This is a genomic window from Parasedimentitalea nitratireducens (assembly GCF_057444295.1).
In genome coordinates, this window is sequence record NZ_JBYAXC010000002.1 from 382,493 (window position 1) to 400,689 (window position 18,197).

The 18,197-nt window shown below is 52.0% G+C and carries 15 protein-coding genes; 6 read left to right on the forward strand and 9 right to left on the reverse strand.

The features are described 5' to 3' along the window. The first annotated feature begins 600 nt into the window (after window positions 1-600). A complete protein-coding gene (locus AC2T28_RS07555; protein WP_486748363.1) occupies window positions 601-3,144 on the forward strand; it encodes a caspase family protein in 2,544 nt (847 codons plus the stop codon). Between the two features lie 21 nt (window positions 3,145-3,165). Here AC2T28_RS07555 and ntrX read toward each other — a convergent pair whose 3' ends face one another. The 5 genes from ntrX to dusB all read right to left on the reverse strand — a co-directional run bounded on the left by ntrX (window position 3,166) and on the right by dusB (window position 10,377). Continuing rightward, a complete protein-coding gene (gene ntrX / locus AC2T28_RS07560; protein WP_486748364.1) occupies window positions 3,166-4,575 on the reverse strand; it encodes a nitrogen assimilation response regulator NtrX in 1,410 nt (469 codons plus the stop codon). Beyond that, window positions 4,572-6,842 carry a sensor histidine kinase NtrY-like gene (locus tag AC2T28_RS07565; protein WP_486748952.1) on the reverse strand — a complete coding sequence of 757 codons (2,271 nt, stop codon included), beginning with the start codon at window positions 6,840-6,842 and terminating at the stop codon, window positions 4,572-4,574. The genes ntrX and AC2T28_RS07565 overlap by 4 nt, the downstream gene beginning before the upstream one ends. 100 nt (window positions 6,843-6,942) lie before the next feature. Beyond that, window positions 6,943-8,310, reverse strand: a complete 1,368-nt coding sequence (locus tag AC2T28_RS07570) for a response regulator (protein WP_486748365.1) — start codon at window positions 8,308-8,310, stop codon at window positions 6,943-6,945. Window positions 8,311-8,317: 7 nt separating this feature from the next. Beyond that, window positions 8,318-9,394, reverse strand: coding sequence for a two-component system sensor histidine kinase NtrB (locus AC2T28_RS07575; RefSeq protein WP_486748366.1), 1,077 nt, complete (start codon window positions 9,392-9,394; stop codon window positions 8,318-8,320). Next, window positions 9,391-10,377 carry a tRNA dihydrouridine synthase DusB gene (gene dusB / locus AC2T28_RS07580; RefSeq protein WP_486748367.1) on the reverse strand — a complete coding sequence of 329 codons (987 nt, stop codon included), beginning with the start codon at window positions 10,375-10,377 and terminating at the stop codon, window positions 9,391-9,393. The genes AC2T28_RS07575 and dusB overlap by 4 nt, the downstream gene beginning before the upstream one ends. Window positions 10,378-10,558: 181 nt before the next feature. Between dusB and AC2T28_RS07585 the strand changes: the two genes are divergently transcribed. Genes AC2T28_RS07585 through AC2T28_RS07595 form a run of 3 tightly spaced genes read left to right on the forward strand, consistent with a single transcriptional unit; the run spans window position 10,559 to window position 12,671 of the window. After that, window positions 10,559-11,695: a bifunctional 2-C-methyl-D-erythritol 4-phosphate cytidylyltransferase/2-C-methyl-D-erythritol 2,4-cyclodiphosphate synthase gene (locus tag AC2T28_RS07585; RefSeq protein ID WP_486748368.1), complete on the forward strand. Its 1,137-nt coding sequence runs from the start codon at window positions 10,559-10,561 to the stop codon at window positions 11,693-11,695. Further along, complete coding sequence (locus tag AC2T28_RS07590; RefSeq protein WP_486748369.1) at window positions 11,692-12,192, forward strand: phosphatidylglycerophosphatase A family protein; 501 nt, start codon at window positions 11,692-11,694, stop codon at window positions 12,190-12,192. Before AC2T28_RS07585 ends, AC2T28_RS07590 begins: the two co-directional genes overlap by 4 nt. A gap of 2 nt (window positions 12,193-12,194) precedes the next feature. Further along, window positions 12,195-12,671 (forward strand): CinA family protein, encoded by a 477-nt coding sequence (locus AC2T28_RS07595; protein WP_486748953.1) that lies wholly within the window; start codon window positions 12,195-12,197, stop codon window positions 12,669-12,671. A gap of 154 nt (window positions 12,672-12,825) precedes the next feature. On the opposite strand, the gene AC2T28_RS07600 is transcribed toward AC2T28_RS07595, so the two are convergent. After that, a complete protein-coding gene (locus AC2T28_RS07600) occupies window positions 12,826-14,124 on the reverse strand; it encodes an MmgE/PrpD family protein (protein WP_486748370.1) in 1,299 nt (432 codons plus the stop codon). Window positions 14,125-14,149: 25 nt separating this feature from the next. Then, window positions 14,150-14,596 (reverse strand): type II toxin-antitoxin system RatA family toxin, encoded by a 447-nt coding sequence (locus AC2T28_RS07605; RefSeq protein ID WP_486748371.1) that lies wholly within the window; start codon window positions 14,594-14,596, stop codon window positions 14,150-14,152. 73 nt (window positions 14,597-14,669) lie between these two features. On the opposite strand from AC2T28_RS07605, the gene hpt reads away from it, so the two are divergent. Continuing rightward, window positions 14,670-15,218, forward strand: coding sequence for a hypoxanthine phosphoribosyltransferase (hpt, locus tag AC2T28_RS07610; RefSeq protein WP_486748372.1), 549 nt, complete (start codon window positions 14,670-14,672; stop codon window positions 15,216-15,218). A gap of 50 nt (window positions 15,219-15,268) precedes the next feature. On the opposite strand, the gene AC2T28_RS07615 is transcribed toward hpt, so the two are convergent. Together AC2T28_RS07615 and lipA are read right to left on the reverse strand one after the other, a co-directional pair. Beyond that, window positions 15,269-16,414: an amidohydrolase gene (locus AC2T28_RS07615; RefSeq protein ID WP_486748373.1), complete on the reverse strand. Its 1,146-nt coding sequence runs from the start codon at window positions 16,412-16,414 to the stop codon at window positions 15,269-15,271. Then, entirely contained in the window at window positions 16,411-17,364 is a 954-nt protein-coding gene (gene lipA, locus AC2T28_RS07620; protein WP_486748374.1) for a lipoyl synthase, read from the reverse strand. The genes AC2T28_RS07615 and lipA overlap by 4 nt, the downstream gene beginning before the upstream one ends. 284 nt (window positions 17,365-17,648) lie before the next feature. On the opposite strand from lipA, the gene AC2T28_RS07625 reads away from it, so the two are divergent. Next, window positions 17,649-18,197, forward strand: a complete 549-nt coding sequence (locus AC2T28_RS07625) for a redoxin family protein (RefSeq protein ID WP_486748375.1) — start codon at window positions 17,649-17,651, stop codon at window positions 18,195-18,197.

Consider the following 18,197-nt stretch of genomic DNA (forward strand, 5'->3'; position numbering starts at 1 on the left):
CTATTTCACGCCTGGTTATTGGGTCGAAGGCAACATTTATACGGTTGATGTTAATCTAGGTCTACGCCAACGGCTTACGCAAAACTGCATGGCCAACAAAGGATATCAGTATACTGAACTGAAAATATGCACACCTGCGGTCGAAAGAGCTGCAGGACCTGGGCAAACCACGCGGTTCCCGAACTTGAGCGAAACCAGCTGTGCTGTCCGCAACAAAGATGGAAGTTTTCTGATCGTAGAACCGAAGTAGAAAGCCTTCCCTTTTTTAAGGGAATTGTGCGGTTCTTCTCGCGACATATTCAATTTGCACCCTACTTCTAAACTAACTGACCCGCGCGCAGCCGTGGCTCTATAAGTCTCCCCTGGCTAAGTCTCTGGGAAGACTTGCCGTCGATGTGTGGGTCAGCCGCCCCGTTAGTTTGGCGTTTTGGTAACGAATACACATCGCGAGGGAATATCTCATGCGTGTTTCAACTGTTTTTTTCTTACTCTCAACAACAGCTTTGCTTGGCGGATGCCCCCCTATCCTGACAATCGGGTCTGAACCTGCGTCTTTTACAAGCGACAGCGAAGATCTAGGCGTAAGTTCAGAAGACACAGGTGCAAGCTCGGGTACTGGCAGTGGTTCTGGTGTTGGCGCTGCTACAGGAGGCGGTTCTGAAGAGGGTAACGGTTCCGGTGACGGCGACACTGGTGATGACGGAGGTGGCGGCGGAGGCGGTGGCGGAGGCGGTGGCGGCACTGGTGGCGGAGGCGGCGGTGGAAGCTGGGGATAAGAAATTAGACATCGCTCCAACCCGTTCATTGCTCAGAGCAGAACTGATAACAGCTGCGGTATTTGGCTTTAGCATAGCTGCCACCGCTGAAACCTTGCCAACAGCGTCTGAAACCCGCTCCTTTGAACCAGCCTTCTCGATAGGGTCTTCAGAAATTGCCGTGGTTGTTGGCATTCAGAACTATGCGCATGTGTCTGATTTAACAAATACACTAAAAGATGCGCAGGCCGTGTCGGCAATGCTCAAGGACTTTGGCTACACCGTTTACGAGGGATATGACCTGGACAAACGCGGTTTTGAACTGCTGTTACGCCAAGCTGCCCTAAACATACGGCATGGTGGGCAAGTTTTCTTTTACTACGCAGGCCACGGCATTCAATTAGGGCGTCGAAATTATCTACTGACAAGCGACGCCTCATTGACTGAAATTCACGATTTACCGTTTCAATCCGTCACGTTAGACCGGGTCTCTGCGATTTTGGGCGGCAGGGCGAACAGTCAAATCCTGATGCTGGACTCATGCCGGGACAACCCTGTCCCCGACATCAAACTCACTGCAGACATTGGGGCCGACCTGTTCGAAGCCCGCGAAGGCTTTGATGTTTTTCGCCCGCCGTTAAACACACTGGTGGCCTTTTCAACATCTCCTGGTGCGACCGCCTTGGATGGTGAACCAGGAGACAACAGCCCCTATACGGCCTCGGTTATTCGGCAGTTTCCAAATAGTCCACAGGACGATGTAATCACTGTACTTTCTGCAGTGCGCGGGGAGGTTTATGAAATCACCAACAGTTCTCAGATCACATGGGAAAGCTCCACATTGACTGAGAAACTCTATGTACGCGCCAGCAGGCAATCGGTCGACATTCCCCCGTTGAGCAACACTTCTCAACGCGGTGTTTCGCTGGCAGACATCCCAAACACACTTAAAATTTCTGCTCCTCTTGGTCGCTCCCTAGAGCTTGCACCAGAAATTGAACCCTATTTGGCGCCCGGAACCGAAGTCACAATAGCCAAGCGCCCAACGTCTGGCGTCTCGTCAATCGAGAGCACGCCAGAAACCCCGCTGAGCCTCAGCTACACGCCCGTTCTTACAGAAACACCGTCTGAGAGCTCTGCCATTAACAACCGGCGTGATCAAATGGTGCTGCGATTAGCCAAAGGAGAAGCTGAGCGGGAGATTACACTAGATCTCGAAATGGTTGCGTCCACCTGCGATGTCCAAGCCGGTGATTTGCTCGACCTGCAGGGGGTCGGCCTGTATCGGTTTCCGAATGAAATCGATCTTGCGGCAGCTGAAACCGCATGCCGCGAAGCCATCGAGAGAACCCCCGAAATTGGCCGGTTCCACTATCAGTTAGGTCGATCCTATCAAGGACAAGGACGGCTGTCCGAGGCCTTTGCATCGTTTCAAACAGCCAGCGATCTGGGCCATATCCGCGCCTATAACGCGCTGGCCTATCTCATGATTGCGCCCAATATCGATCGGCAAACAGCGGAAATTCCTTTTGACCAGCAACAAGCCAACATCTTGTGGGATAAAGGAATTAGGGCCGGTGATCCGTTTTCAATGCACGCACGTGGTAAGCGACTTCTTCACAGCACAGAAAGTTCTGATGACAGAACGCGTGGTTTTGAACTTCTGAGCAGAGCCGTTGAACTGGGCCATACCTATTCATTGAATGAGCTCGGCGTTTTCTATTTATGGGGTTCAAAAGAACTCTCCCAGCCCAAACGCGGCCTATCCTATTTGCAAGCCTCTGCTGAACGCGGTGACATCTATGGCATTGCCAATCTGGGTTTTGTTCACCGGGATGGCGTAGCGGGGCTTTCAAAAGACCCAAACGTTGCCAAACGATTATTGGCGCAGGCTGCAGAACTGGGCCATCCCACGGCACCAGCAGCAATTGCACGCATGATTATGCAAGGCGATCTTCCTGACAGTGACGCCGTTGATGCCCTTGCCTGGAATGATATGGGTCTTGCACGCGGAGATGCCTGGGCCGGGGCCAATGGAGCTTGGATTGCGCGCACCCGTCTTTCGGCACGCATCCCCGACCATGCCGTGATTGCGCGCGTTGGTAAAACACTTGCGCTCAACAATGAAGACGCGTCCCAAGCAGCCTTGCGCCTACTACAAGAGACATCAGACAGTTCGATAGATTCCGGAACTCAAGCCATATTGCTCGAGTTGGGAGAGCAGGTAGCCATCGATGGCCAATTTGGCCCGGCGTCTAGCCGCGCTCTGGCCAACGCGGCGGCCAAAGCAGGTGTTGAACACCAAAACTCAGGCTCTGCATTAGACAGGCTAAAATATGCGGCTCTAATCCACTGGGCGCTTAACCCAATTCGCCAAGATCTGTTCTAACCTTCACCCAATCCCAAATATTTAAGCAAGCGTTTCCTCGCTATCAATATGAGCCACCCGGGCACCAGACTTATTGGACGTAACCACACCCAGAGACTTCAGCTTGCGGTGCAAAGCTGAGCGTTCCATGCCAACAAACGTAGCTGTACGGCTGATATTACCACCAAACCGGTTGATTTGAGTCAGCAAATACTCACGTTCAAACGCCTCACGCGCTTCCCGCAGCGGTAATGTGGCAAGGGCACCGGACAACACCACACGCCCCTCTTCACCAGACGCTTCTTCTTCGCGAGGCAGTTCTTTGGTTTCAATCTCACCACTGCTTTCACCTAAAATTAGAACGCGTTCCACAAGGTTCTTTAGCTGGCGTACGTTGCCTGGCCAAATCATCGTTTGCATCAACGCCACGGATTCAGAACTCAACGTTCTCAGCGGCAGCCCCTGGCTTTCATTAAAATAGCGAATGAAGTGTTCAGCAAGTAACGGAATGTCCTCACGACGCTCTGCCAATGACGGCACAGCAATCGGAACGACATTCAACCGATGATACAACTCTTCACGGAAACGATCTGACGCGATTTCCAAAGCCAGATCTTTGTTTGTTGACGAAATCACGCGAAGATCAACGCGGACTTTGTCGCTTCCACCTACCCGCTGAAACTGTTGGTCTACCAGCACACGCAGCATCTTGGCCTGGGTGGAAAGTGGCATGTCTGCCACTTCATCAAAATAAACAACCCCGCCGTTGGCCTGTTCTAGCAAGCCTGGCTCTACGCCTCGGTCCTCGCTTTCCTTGCCAAACAGCGTCTCTTCCATGCGCTCAGGATCGATGCTGGCACAACTTACCGTAATAAAGGGAGCAGATGCGCGGTTGGAATTTGCGTGGACATAGCGCGCGGCAATTTCCTTACCACTGCCAGCGGCCCCGCTCAGCATTACCCGTCCGTTGGATTTAACAACTTTGTCCAGTTGACCAACCATAGCACGGTACACAGCTGAATTGCCGATCATTTCGGCGCTTCCGCTGTCTAACCGCCTGAGATCCGTATTCTCGCGACGCAGTCTTGATGTTTCCATCGCGCGTCGGATCACCACCATCAACTGGTCAATATTAAAGGGCTTTTCAATGAAATCGTACGCCCCCTGCTTGATCGCAGCGACTGCGATCTCCACATTTCCGTGACCAGAAATGATAACAACCGGCACATTAGGGTTGTCACGTTTCACAGCTTTTAGAATATCAATGCCGTCCATCTGGCTGTCTTTTAGCCAGATATCCAGTATCATTAAGGAAGGCACTTCATCATTCAGCGCAGCCATGCACTCGTCAGAGTTCGCGGCCTTTCGGGTCGCATATCCCTCGTCTTCAAGAATATCCGAAACCAGTTCTCGAATATCACGTTCGTCGTCGACAACCAAAATGTCACTCATGTCAGACCTGCCTTCTTTGTATACTTGTTGGTTTGCGCCGAAGCTGGCAACCGGATCACCGCCATGGCGCCCTGATGTTGTTGATCATCAAAAAGCGGAGCATTTTCCAAAATGAGGCTACCGCCATGTTCTTCAATAATTTTCTTCACAATGGGCAAACCCAATCCTGTTCCTTCGTCACGCGTCGTTACATAGGGCTCAAACAAGCGCGCGCGATCTTCCGGAAGTCCAATGCCGTTGTCAGAAATTGTAATCTCGTAGCTGTTTTCACAATCTGTCACCGCTACACGAATTTGCGGATTAAGCACCTTCTTACCGTTTTTCTTTTCGAAGCTTTCAATTGCTTCCCCCGCATTCTTTATCAAATTGTTGAGCGCTTGGCTTATCATCGTGCCATCCAGATCGGCTGGCAAAGTTTTAGACGCAGATTCAAGAGTTATTTCAATATCTGGCTGACCTGATTGCTGCAACAAGACAGCGTCCTGAACCAATTCAACCAAGTTCTCTTCGCGTCGCTCTGGTTCCGGCATTCTCGCAAACTTTGAAAACTCATCCACAATTCGGCGCAAGTCATTGGTTTGGCGAATAATAACATCCGTCATGGACTGCAGAAGATCACTGTTTACCTCACCAAGTTTCGGTGCGAACTTTCGCTTAATACGCTCGGCGCTCAACTGAATTGGGGTCAACGGATTTTTGATTTCATGGGCAATGCGCCGTGCGACATCCCCCCATGCCGCCATACGCTGTGCACTAACGAGGTCAGTCACATCTTCAAAGGCAACAACATATCCTTCCAACATTCCATGTTCAGACAATCTTGGCGACATCCGCACCAACAGGTTTTCCAAACGCCCTTGCCGCGTCACCTTTACCTCGCTCTGAACAACATCTCTGCCAGTGTCGGTCAATTCTGAAAACAAAGGGCCAAATTCAGGTACCGCAACTGTAAGTGCAAGCGACTGCTGATCCTCGTGCCAATCCAGCAGACGTTCGGCAGATCTATTCACGAAAGTCACACGCCCCTGATCATCCAAACCAACAACGCCTGATGTTACCGATGACAACACGGAATCAAATTGTCGGCGACGACGCTCAATGTGCCGCGTGTTTTCCAGTAATGTTTCCCGCTGAGCTTTAAGATCACGGGTCATGTGGTTGAAATAACGACCCAAGTCGGCGATCTCGTCATCTCCATGTTCTTCTGGAACCTGAACATCTAGGTCACCTCCGCCCACACGTTGGGCCGCAACGGTCAATCGTCCCACCGGCCGGGACAACCGTTCAGCAAACCACATTCCCAGCCACATGGCCGCCAGAATCAAAATCACCGAAAACCCCAAGTAAACGAGACCAAATTCAAAAAGATACCGCCCCCGCTCACTCTCCAACTGCTGATAAAGAAGCGCGGTTTCTTTGGTATCATCCAGCAAATTTAGCAGCTCGCCATCAACATTACGGCTTACATATAAGTAGCGGTCAACAAAGGTATCCAAGCGAACCAGAGCCCTGAACTCATTGTTGTCCCAGTCTTGAATAATCGTAATGCCTTGGTTCGTGGCATCGGTCAGATCTCTACTCGTGGGCTTTTCAAAATCAAACTCATACGATCTTTCACCGCGCACCCGGATCTCGCCGGTGCCATCAATAATAAAGGCTTCTCGTAAACCGCGTTGAGTTCGCAACTGAGCCAAGGTCAGCAACGGTCGCAAGTCACCGTCATCCATAAAAAATTTTTGAGCGCGCTGGCTGTCCAAAAACAGCGCTAAGGACTCAGCATCATCGGACAAGTCCTCCCGTTGCTGCGCCTCGTAAGCTTCGGCTGCCGCCAAAGAACTGCCAACGACCTGTCGAACACGTTCTGAAAACCAGCCTTCTAGCCCGACGTTAACAGTCAAACCCGCAAAAACCGCAACGGTTACAGTTGGCACCAGCGCCAAAAAGGTAAAGGCACCAATCAGTCGCAAGTGCAAACGAGACCCGGCCGACTTTGCACGCCTAGCTGCAATAAGGCGGCCAATCTGCGACAAAACCAATGCGGCAATCGCTAATACATAGACCAAATCGGCCAATAGAATAAGCCGCAGCCCTAGAGATGCTCCACTGCCTCCAATAGGCCCCAAGATCAAAAATGTGATAACAGCCAGCAATGGGCCTAAGACAACCAGCCCTAGTGTGCTAAAATTCCGAGCGCGACGGGTTCTACGCCAACGATCCAAGGTTGCAAATGGGCCATATGGCGAGCGTATTTGCGTCCTATGCGCCACTGGCGGCCCTCTTTCTGATGTATGACCAAATAGGTCAACCACTGTATGTTGGTGTACTCTACCAGCAAAACCGCCGGTACACCATGACTATGTGGCCATATTACATCAGTTTGCGGCGGCGTGTCACTTGTATATCCAAATCAGTAATCTTCTTACGGAGTGTATTGCGGTTAATTCCCAGCAGGTCAGCACATTTTGCCTGGTTCCCACCCGTGGCCACCAGAGACATCTCAATCAGTGGAATCTCAACTTCGCGCAGCAAGCGCGAATACAGGCCCGGTGGAGGTAAAATATCGCCATGCAGATCAAAATAGCGTTGCAAGTGACGACCAATGGTCTCGGACAGCTTTTCATCGGCTCCCCCTCCTAAAGCAGGTTCGACCTCAGGCTGAGGCCCCAAAACCGCCGCCAACTCGTTTTTTGTTATTTCTTCATTTCGAGCAGTTAAACTTAGACGTCGAATAACGTTTTCAAGATGGCGCACATTCCCCGGCCATGCGTAGTGCCGCAACATTTCAAGGCATTCACTGCTCAAGAACCGGTGCGCGGCGCCTTCATTTTCGGTGCGAACCAGAAAATGCTCAGCCAATAACGCGATATCTTCGACCCGTTCGCGAAGCGCCGGGACATGAAGACCCGTGCCACAAATTCGATAGTAAAGATCTTGGCGCAAGGTGCCGTCTTTCATTGCGGCGTCTAAATCCTGTTGACTGGTGGCCATAAACCGTGGCCGATACTCCCCTGGCGCATCAATCATGTGGACAAGCCGCGCCTGCGCGTCATCAGGAAGGTCAACAAGTTCGTCGATCAACAAAGTTCCGCCTTTGACCTTTGCCAGTAATCGAGCCGGACCCTCTAGCGCGATCAAATCGGCCGAAGTGGCGCATACAAACGGCAAAGTTCGACGGTCAGAAAAATCGTGTATAGATCGGCAAATCAACGACTTGCCGGTTCCGCTTTCGCCAGTAATCAACAGCGGCAAATCGGTATTCATCACCCGTGCGATCAGTTGATACAGGGTTTGCATAACTGGGGTTCGACCAACCAGCGGGAGGTCATCTGGCCTGTCTTCTGCCTTTGTCTTGGAATTAGCTCCGCCAATTGTCTTCTGTGCCAATGCCTTGGCAGTGCGCTTCATGAGATCTGGAAGATCAAACGGTTTAGGCAGATAATCATAGGCTTCGGCCTCTGCCGCCTTGATAGCAGTCATGATGGTGTTTTGGGCCGAGATCACAATGACCGGCAAACCCGGACGGTCCTTTGCAATTTTTGGCAACATTTCCAAACCATTACCATCTGGCATGACCACGTCAGAAATAACAACGTCGCCTTTACCTTCGGCCACCCAGCGCATCAGCGTGGTCAACGACGAGGTTGCATGCACCTTACATCCAGCACGGGTTAGCGCCTGTGTCAAAACAGTTCGGATTGTGCGATCATCGTCGGCGACAAGTACTGTACCGTCCATTGTGTTCTTACTCCTCAGTCTTGGTGTCGCGCGGAACACGTGACAGCGACAGACGGAACACGGTCCGCCCGGGTGTTGAGCTCACCGAAATCCAGCCGTTTAGGTCTGAAATGATTTTGCTGACCAGCGCGAGGCCCAGCCCGGTTCCGTTTTCACGCCCGGATACAAAGGGGTCAAAAATATCTTCGCAGATCCCTGGCGGTATTCCCGGACCATCGTCTATAATTTCAATTTGCAGCGGCAGCGTCTTGCCACTTCCATCACTTCGCCGCAGCCGAAACGAGTGCTCATAGAACGAACGGATTTTTATCGTTCCGTGATTGTTTCCAGCGGCTTCCGAGGCATTCTTAAGAAGGTTCAAAACCACCTGAAGCAACTGGTCTGCATCGCCCCAAGCCAGAGGGAGTGATGGATCATAATCTTCGACAATCGTCATATGGGCCCCAAAACCCAACAGCGCAGACCGGCGGGCGCGATCAAGCACATCATGTAAATTGACTGGTTGAAAGTCGGGCTCTGACAAATTGCCAAACTGCTCGACCTGCCCTAGCAGTTTAACAATACGGCGGCACTCTTCGACGATCAGATCTGTCAACTCCAAGTCTTCCGAGGGCAGATTCATGCTCAGAAGTTGCGCAGCGCCCGTGATACCTGCAAGCGGATTTTTGATTTCATGCGCAAGCATTTCTGCCATGCCAATAGCTGACTGAGCCGCCGATTTAGCCGATTGGGTTCGGGTCATTCGCCCGGCAAGCTCGCGTGGCGACAACAACAACAACATTTGCCCCGGATACCCCACAACAGGCGACACTTTCACCCCACACTGCAGAGGAGCACGTGCCCCAGTGCCAACGTCAATGTCGTTGACAAACAGGGGCGTGCCACTGTTCCTGGCCCGTGCAAAAGCGTCTTCGATTGGCGCGTCGATTGCAATTTGGTCCCAAACTGGGTGCCCTAATACAGATTTGCGCGAAGCGTTCAAAAACCCCTCGCCGGCCGAATTTACATCGACAATGCAATCGGCAGCATCGATCAAAAAGGCTGGGATCGGCAGTGACGCCCACAGGGATGCGTTGTCAATCATGGCTGCACCTCTACCGGTCCATTGGCCAGGGCCTCAGGCAGCAATTTGAGTACACGATCCGGGTTCTTTTCCGTTAGAACAGCCCGTCGCGTTGGGCCGTCTGTGTTGGCGGTATCCATATACCAGCCCAAGTGTTTGCGCGCCACGCGAAGCCCCAGGTCATGCCCATAAAAGCTTAGCATTGCACTGTAATGCCCTGAAACCATGTCAATAAAATCAGAACTACTGGGAATGACAGGCGCTTTAGCATCCCATATAGCATGCGCCACTTGCGCCAATAACCAAGGCTTTCCTTGGGCGCCGCGTCCAACCATAACGCCTTCGGCACCGGACTCATGCAACGCAGTACGCGCGGTCTGCAAATCAACGATGTCACCATTTGCAAGTACCGGAATCGAAACAGCTTGCTTTACCGCATGTATCGCCAGCCAATTGGCTGAGCCTTTGTAAAACTGACAACGCGTGCGGCCATGAATGGTCACCATCTGAATACCTGCATTTTCTGCACGGTACGCTACATCGGCTGCGTTCAAATTGGAGTCATCCCAGCCAAGCCGGGTCTTCAAGGTAACGGGCACATCTACAGCTGCAACAACGGCCTCGATCAAGCGCAAGGCATGGTCCGGCGTTTTTAACAGCGCAGATCCGGAATAGCCGTTTACAACCTTCTTGGCAGGACAGCCCATATTAATGTCAACGATACGCGCGCCCCGATCCACAACCTGACGCGCAGCCTCTGCCATCCAATGCGCCTCGCGTCCCGCCAATTGCACCGCGGTATTTTCCACATCTGCACTCAGCTCTGCCCGCTCTCGAACACCGGGTTTTGCCTGAACCATCTCTTGGCTTGCAACCATTTCACTGACCATAAGGCCCACACCAAAAGAGCGCACCAGATCACGAAACGGGCGATCCGTGATTCCCGCCATTGGAGCCAGCGCGATCGGCGGGCTCATCGATGTTGATCCGAGAGTAAAGGACACTTGCCTAATCCTTGTGCGTTTTCCCCCGTATTAAACGATCTCTGACCTCATTCACAATCTCACCGCAGGATATTCAGCGCAAAAAATCAACACATGCCTAAATTTTAGGCAACTCGACCTGTTTGATTGCCTCACCTCGCACCAAACCATAAACAGCAGTACAACCCTTGGAGAGCGACCGATGACAACTGCTGCCCTTATTGTTGCTGCTGGACGCGGCGTTCGCGCTGGTGGCGAGACGCCAAAACAATGGCGGACCCTAAAAGGCAAAATGGTCGCCGAATGGACAATAGACGTCTTTAGGCAAGCCAAAGTCGATTACATCGTGCTGGTTTTGTCGCCGGATGACGAATTGGGCTGGCAAACGTTTGGATCGCAAGAAGATCTGATCCTGACATCGGGCGGCAATGATCGGTCTGGGTCTGTTCGGAATGGTCTCGCAGCGTTAGAAAACCTAAAGGTAGATAAAGTTCTTATTCACGACGTCGCGCGCCCCTGCATAAGTTTGGGTCTGATCAACCAGGTCGTAACCGCGCTTGACGAGTGTCCAGCCGCAGCCCCAGCCCTTGCTGTAACCGACGCCCTGTGGACTGGCGCCAAAGACCAGGTCACCGGGACACAAGACAGAACAGGTCTATTTGCAGCACAAACGCCGCAGGGATTTCACTTCAACGCTATCTTGTCTGCTCATCTGTCGCATCCCGGTGGTGCCGCTGATGATGTTGAAGTGGCAAGAGCCGCCGGATTAGATGTAAAGATAATTGCAGGCGAGCCTGAAAATATCAAAATCACCACACCAGGCGACTTTGCCCGGGCAGAGAAAAATCTAGGAACTAAAATGGATATCAGGCTGGGAATTGGATATGACGTACACAGGTTTGGACCGGGGGACCATGTCACCCTGTGCGGCATAGAAATACCACACGACAAGAGTTTACAGGGACATTCTGATGCAGATGTGGGGATGCACGCCATCACCGATGCAATCTACGGCGCTTTGGCGCGCGGAGATATCGGCCAACATTTCCCCCCCTCTGATCCCCAGTGGAAAGGCGCCGCAAGCGAGATCTTCCTGCGTCATGCCGCAGAATTGGCCCAAGATCTTGGCTTCGCAATTAGCAATGTTGACTGCACATTGGTTTGCGAATTCCCAAAAATCGGCCCGCATGCAGCTAAAATGCGAGGCGAGATTGCCCGTATACTGGCCTTAGAAGAAGATCGCGTTTCCGTTAAGGCAACAACATCCGAGCGACTGGGATTTACCGGGCGCAGCGAAGGTATAGCCGCTTTGGCAACAGCCAGCCTGGTGAAGCGATGAACCGCATTCCGCAACTCATAGCCACAGTCGGTGGCGTCGGTTATCTTCGCCCTGCCCCTGGAACCTGGGGCTCACTTGCTGCTTTACCGCTTGCCTGGATGCTACACATAGCGGGCGGGTTCCCTCTTTTAGCTGTGGCAACTGTCCTTGTTATAGTTGGGGGCATTTGGGCAACCAAGATCATGACATTGGGCGCCGACGAACACGACCCATCGGAAATCGTCATTGACGAGGTCGCCGGTCAGTTCATTGCTCTCATGCCGATTAGCTACGCGGCCTGGTCCATGGACATTGATTTTCTGACAATGTGGCCGGGCTGGATTGCAGCCTTTGCCCTGTTTCGCTTTTTTGACATCATCAAACCTGGCCCAGTTGGCTGGGCCGACCGCCGCGGAGACGCGCTTGGGGTGATGCTGGACGATGTCATTGCCGGCATCTTTGCTGCAATTGGCGTGATGGCCTTGGCCGCATTTTGGCATGGGGTGCTGGGGCTATGACCATCGACCTAACCGACCTGATAAAACGTGCCGAAGCTGCGGGCATTTTCATCGCCACAGCCGAAAGCTGCACCGGTGGATTGGTCGCTGCATCGCTCACCGAAATACCAGGCTCATCCGCGGTTTTTGACCGCGGGTTTGTAACCTATTCCAACGCCGCCAAGATGGAGATGCTGGGTGTTTCCTCAAACACTTTGGACCGATTTGGCGCGGTAAGCCCCGAGGTCGCAGCGGAAATGGCCCAAGGCGCCTTGCGCAACTCTAAGGCAACTCTGGCGGTTTCCATCACCGGTATTGCCGGCCCCGGTGGATCTGAACATAAGCCTGAAGGTCGCGTGTGCTTTGGGTTAGCTAGTAGCGTACAGGAACTTACGACCGAGACTATCGAGTTTACCGCACTTGGTCGCCAAAACGTACGGACAGAGGCTTGTAGCTATGCCCTAGGCTTACTGCAACAAGCTTTGCTCAGGATGAAATAATTAGTGCACAAATCGGCCGCTGGCCAATGTGTACTTTAAAGTTAGAGCAACCATCTTCAGTTTTGAAAATCAACTGTCAAAGTTACGTCGGATGTACTTACAAAATCGCACATCAGAAAGACTAAGTGCATCGGCTTTAAGTACCGGTATTAACTTAATTTTTAAACAATTTGGAGAATTCTTTGCAGGCGACATCCTGGTACAACATTGCCCAGGCACGCTCGGTTTTGTCTTTTCCAATGAGCGATTGAGACTTAGCAATGACCCTCTGCTCTCGCGCTGATAACTCAAGTTTAGATTGAATATCATATCTTGCCTCTCGGTGCGTCCCGTCACCGCGCATCAAGGTAACAACCGCTTCGGTTTCGCTCAACGAAGCATTCTCGTAAACAAAAACTTTCTTTCTCAATTCTTGCAAATCCAACCTTGCGCAAGTCTCATCCGAGAAGCTTTCAAGCCGCGACGTGTCCAATCCCAGCGCCTGCATTGCAAGCACTGTTCGATAGGAAAACTTGGCACCTAGCCCGCTGTTGGGCGCACGCTGATTGCACACAGACATCCAACGCGGATGGGTCTGAACATGCAGTTCAGCAATGTGCTGCCCATCTGACTTAAGCTCCCGCCCAGCTTCCAACGCGGCGTGCAATCCATGGCAACAGGCATGAAACTTGTGGCTCACTGTCTCAAACAACCAGACCTGCCCCAGCCCTTCTAAGGCGGCGTCGATGTTCCCGCTACCGTGATGCGTTGCACCGTAACCAAATTCACCGTCCATAGCATTTGGGTCAGCTTCAAACCCAGCCTGAATTAGCTGTGCCATTTCGACACCAGTGGCTGCGGCCAATCCAGCATGATAGGGTTTTCCCATGGTTCCAAACTGGGCCTTCAATCCAGAAGCACGACTGGTGATCAGTCCAAGCGTTTGCGTAATCTGGCTGGGGCTGAACCCCATCAGCCAGGCAACAGCGCCCCCCGCCCCAAAAGCTCCTGCCGTTGCCGTTTGGTGAAACCCAGCCTGATAGTGACTGCGGCCAAGCCAAAGCCCAACCCGAATGGATACCTCCATACCAATCAAGGCCGCCTGTAAAACCTCGGGCAATGTCTTGTTTAGAAGCTGCCCTATCGAAAAAACCGCTGAGTACACCGCAACAGACGGGTGGCCAATATGTGCAAAGTGGGTGTCGTCGTAATCAAGAGCATGTGAAGTGGTCCCATTCACCAGCGCTGCCATCCGTGCTGGAGCTGCTCCGCCGCCAAACAGGCCTGCTAGCGCGCTGCCACCTTCGGAAATTGCGGTTGAGTGCAGAATTTTTGAAACAGGCTCGCTGGTGCCTGCTACGCCACAGGCCAACCAATCTAACGCAGACAATCGCCCAACAGCCTGTGCCAATGGCGAGGGCGCAATATCGCCGGACAGAAAATTAGTTAGCTCTTCAGTGAAGTTGTCAGCCATTTCTCACCCCGTTTCCGAGAGCAATTTAGCTATATAGCTCCGCTGCTCTGCGCTCAAATGCCCTTACGATACGCTGCATCGCCTCGTTAAAGACAACACCAATAATGCTCTGCAAAATCGCATTCTTGAACTCGAAGTCCACAAAAAAAGAAATCTCGCACCCACCATCTTCCGCCTCGGCAAATGACCAGTTCGACTTCATGAAACGAAATGGACCATCCAAATACTCTGTATCAATGGTTTTATTAGCCGCAGATAGTGTAACCCGACTGCCAAACCGTTCACGGAACACTTTGAATGAAATCACCAAATCCGCTTCAATTATGGTGACATCAGACAGTTCCGATTTTCCCCGGATACGGGCAGCAGAACACCATGGCAGGAATTTCGGGTACTCTGATACATCCGCAACCAGATCATACATCTGTTGCGCTGTAAAAGGCAGGTGGCGGGTTTCTGAATGTGTGGGCATATACGTAAAGATATTCCTGCTGTATTCGAGCCGCGTATTGTCCTATGAAGACGGAAATATCAAGGGGGCAACAATGTCGCAGAAACCATATGTCATTGATGTGATGATCAGCGCCAAGGCCATTGCGGCCCGGATCGAAGATCTCTGCAGTGAAATTACTGACGAATTTGGAAATACAGACAAGCTCATTGTTGTTGGCCTGTTGCGTGGCTCCTTTGTCTTTATCGCCGATCTAGTTCGTGAACTGGATCTTCCGATAGAAGTGGATTTTCTCGAGGCCTCCTCTTATGGTGACTCTATGGAAAGCAGTAGAGAAGTCCGTATTCTCAAAGATTTGCGTGGCGCAATTGAAGGGCGCGATGTGCTGGTTGTCGAAGACATCGTTGACACAGGGCACACCCTGAACCACGTTACCAAGCTATTGCAAAGCCGCAAACCAAAACGTCTGAAATCCATTGCTCTGCTTGATAAACCAAGCCGACGCGAAGTGGATTTTAGATCCGATTGGATCGGGTTCGAAATCCCGGACGAATTTGTTGTTGGATATGGAATTGACTACGCGCAGCGCAACCGCAACTTGCCCCACATCGGCAAAGTACGGTTTACTGACGAGAGTGAATAAGCGCACCCACTTGTTAAGAAATGGTGGCAGTAGCTGGCCACCAGCTGGCGCTAACTATTAAGGATCTGCTTGATCGCCCGAACAAACACCTCAGTTCCAACCGGCAGAATCTCGTCTGGAAAATCATAGTCAGGATTGTGGAGCTGAGGTTGGAATTCACCCGATCCAAGCCAGAACATTGCCGTCTTTGACACTGTGCTGAACTGCCCAAAATCCTCGGACCAAAGCTGCGGTTTCGACCTTAACTTCACCCCATAACCAGCGGATTTGCAGGCCTTAACAAGTATAGTAACCGCTTCAGTGTGATTAGTGGAGGCTGAAAACACATCATCATATTCAATATCAGTTTTCAGCCCGATCGCGCCTGCAACATTAGCAACCAAATTCTCAGCTTGCAGAACTAGGTACTCCATTGCGGTATCGGATACCGTTCGCAGTGTAACCCAGACCTCGGCGTCGCCTGGAGAGATACCAAAAGTTGCCTCCCCCAATTTACAATGGGTAACAGTCACCAATGAATAGGTAGCGCCTAGTTCCCCACCAGCCCCAAGACTCGCCAAGGTAGGTATAAGCTCAGAAATCGCCCCACCGGGCGAAAGACCATCTTGCGGAGCCGCCGCATGCGAGGTCTTACCGATCAGTCTTATCCGCATACCGCGCGACGCGCAGTTGGCTGCCCCCTCGCACAGGGCAACTTGGCCCTTGGCCAGGCCGGGTAAATTGTGGAGTGAAAAGGAAAAATCGGGAGGAATTTGTTCGAACCACGGATCAGCCAAAACAGCCGCAGCACCCTTGCCTGTTTCTTCGGCAGGCTGAAACAACAAAACCACGCGCCCAGATTTTGGGCGCTGTTCACCCAACCGCATCGCCACCCCAGCTACCATAGCCATATGACCATCGTGGCCACACAAATGTCCGCGTCCAGGGTGGGTTGACCGGTAGCTCTGCGAGGAAATCTCGTGGATCGGCAGCCCGTCTAGCTCACAGCGAACCATCACTGTGGGTCCATCTGCCGCTCCGGTATAAACCGCAGCGACCCCGTGCCCGCCCAGACCAGTGAGTATTTGGTCAGGTGAGTGGTTTTTTAAAAAACTGACGATAAGATCCGAAGTTTTTTCTTCGTTACCAGATACTTCTGGGATCTTATGAAGCTCGTGGCGCAACTGAGTCAGCTGCGCCAGATGATCGGGGCTCAAGCTTTGCCTAGCTTTTGCTGACGTGCATCGCGCAACCGGGCAAAATCATCGCCCGCATGATACGACGACCGGGTCAAAGGCGTCGAAGACACCATCAGGAACCCCTTGCCATAAGCGGCTTTTTCATAAGATGCGAACTCTTCCGGTGTGACGAACCGGTCAACGCCATGATGTTTAGGAGTGGGCTGCAAGTACTGACCAATAGTCAAAAAATCGATATCCGCAGCGCGCATGTCATCCATCACCTGACGCACAGATTGCTCGTCTTCGCCCAATCCAACCATAATGCCCGACTTAGTGAACATCGACGGATCCAGCTCTTTGACCCGTTGCAACAGCCGCAGTGAGTGAAAATACCGGGCACCTGGGCGTACTTCAGGGTACAGGCCCGGTACGGTTTCCAGATTGTGGTTGAACACATCGGGTCGCGCTTCGACCACAACTTCCAACACAGATGGGTCGCATTTAATGAAATCCGGAGTCAGGATTTCAATTGTGGTTTTTGGGCTGCGATGACGGATGGCACGGATAGTCTGTGCAAAGTGATCTGCACCACCATCCGTAATGTCATCGCGATCAACCGAAGTGACCACAACATGGTTCAAGCCCAGCTTTTGAACAGCATGTGCAACACGCCCCGGCTCAAAGGCGTCCAGATCCTCGGGCGGCTTACCAGTGGCGATATTGCAGAAGGTACAGGCACGGGTACAAACCTCGCCCATGATCATCATGGTCGCGTGACCCTGTGACCAGCACTCGCCTACGTTCGGGCATCCAGCTTCCTCACAAACAGTCACCAAGCCATTGTCACGCATGATTTTGTGCGTTTCGGCATAGGCCTTGCCACCTGGCGCTTTTACACGAATCCATTTTGGCTTTTTGGGCTGGCTGTTATCCGGTCGATGCGCCTTTTCAGGGTGGCGCTGTTCGGGGATTTTAAGATCTCTCACGCTGGTATCCCTTGCGGCGTTGGTCGATAAACATGTCTAGCACAGTCCAATGGCATCAGTAGGCCCAAAATTGCAACGCAGTTCTGCGTCAGGCACATAGAAATGCGGCAAGAACACCCGAACAAGCGGATTAATTTGCGAAAATTGTAAACAGCCTGCCGTTCCCCCCTTTGAGGTCCATCAAAAACTACAGGATCCATCACCGCGACAATCTTTCGTTGCGGCAACATTAGAATCGTTTTAAGTCTTCGCGCCGAAAACACCCATTATAGGAGCCCCGCACAATGCAAGCTGGCGTAAAACTTCCCAACGTAACCTTCCACACTCGTGTACGCGACGAAGCTGTCGAAGGTCCAAATCCATTCCGCTGGGAAGACAAAACCACCGCTGATTTCTTTGCAGGTAAGCGGGTTGTTCTGTTCTCCTTGCCCGGCGCCTTTACTCCAACCTGCTCGACTTATCAGTTGCCTGGTTTTGAAAACGGGTTTGCCGATTTTGCCGCTCAGGGTATCGATGCAATCTACTGCATGTCCGTGAATGACAGCTTTGTTATGAACAAATGGGCCGAGGCTCAAAAACTAGAAAACGTCGACGTCATCCCTGACGGCTCCGGAGAATTCACTCGCAAAATTGGTATGTTGGTGTCCAAAGATAATCTTGGCTTTGGCAACCGCTCCTGGCGCTATGCAGCTATTGTGACCAACGGTAAAGTTGAAGCTTGGTTTGAAGAGCCTGGTCTGGAAGACAACCACGGCGACGATCCATATGGCGTTTCCTCACCCGAAACTGTGCTGAGCTACCTAACAGACGCAGCGAAAGAAACAGCTGCCTAA

Bases quoted from the DNA above. Each gene is read 5' to 3' on its own strand.
- AC2T28_RS07625 (WP_486748375.1), top strand. From the start codon at position 17,649: ATGCAAGCTGGCGTAAAACTTCCCAACGTAACCTTCCACACTCGTGTA.
- AC2T28_RS07585 (WP_486748368.1), top strand. From the start codon at position 10,559: ATGACAACTGCTGCCCTTATTGTTGCTGCTGGACGCGGCGTTCGCGCT.
- ntrX (WP_486748364.1), bottom strand. From the start codon at position 4,575: ATGAGTGACATTTTGGTTGTCGACGACGAACGTGATATTCGAGAACTG.
- hpt (WP_486748372.1), top strand. From the start codon at position 14,670: ATGTCGCAGAAACCATATGTCATTGATGTGATGATCAGCGCCAAGGCC.
- AC2T28_RS07575 (WP_486748366.1), bottom strand. From the start codon at position 9,394: ATGATTGACAACGCATCCCTGTGGGCGTCACTGCCGATCCCAGCCTTT.
- AC2T28_RS07600 (WP_486748370.1), bottom strand. From the start codon at position 14,124: ATGGCTGACAACTTCACTGAAGAGCTAACTAATTTTCTGTCCGGCGAT.
- AC2T28_RS07605 (WP_486748371.1), bottom strand. From the start codon at position 14,596: ATGCCCACACATTCAGAAACCCGCCACCTGCCTTTTACAGCGCAACAG.
- AC2T28_RS07590 (WP_486748369.1), top strand. From the start codon at position 11,692: ATGAACCGCATTCCGCAACTCATAGCCACAGTCGGTGGCGTCGGTTAT.
- AC2T28_RS07570 (WP_486748365.1), bottom strand. From the start codon at position 8,310: ATGGACGGTACAGTACTTGTCGCCGACGATGATCGCACAATCCGAACT.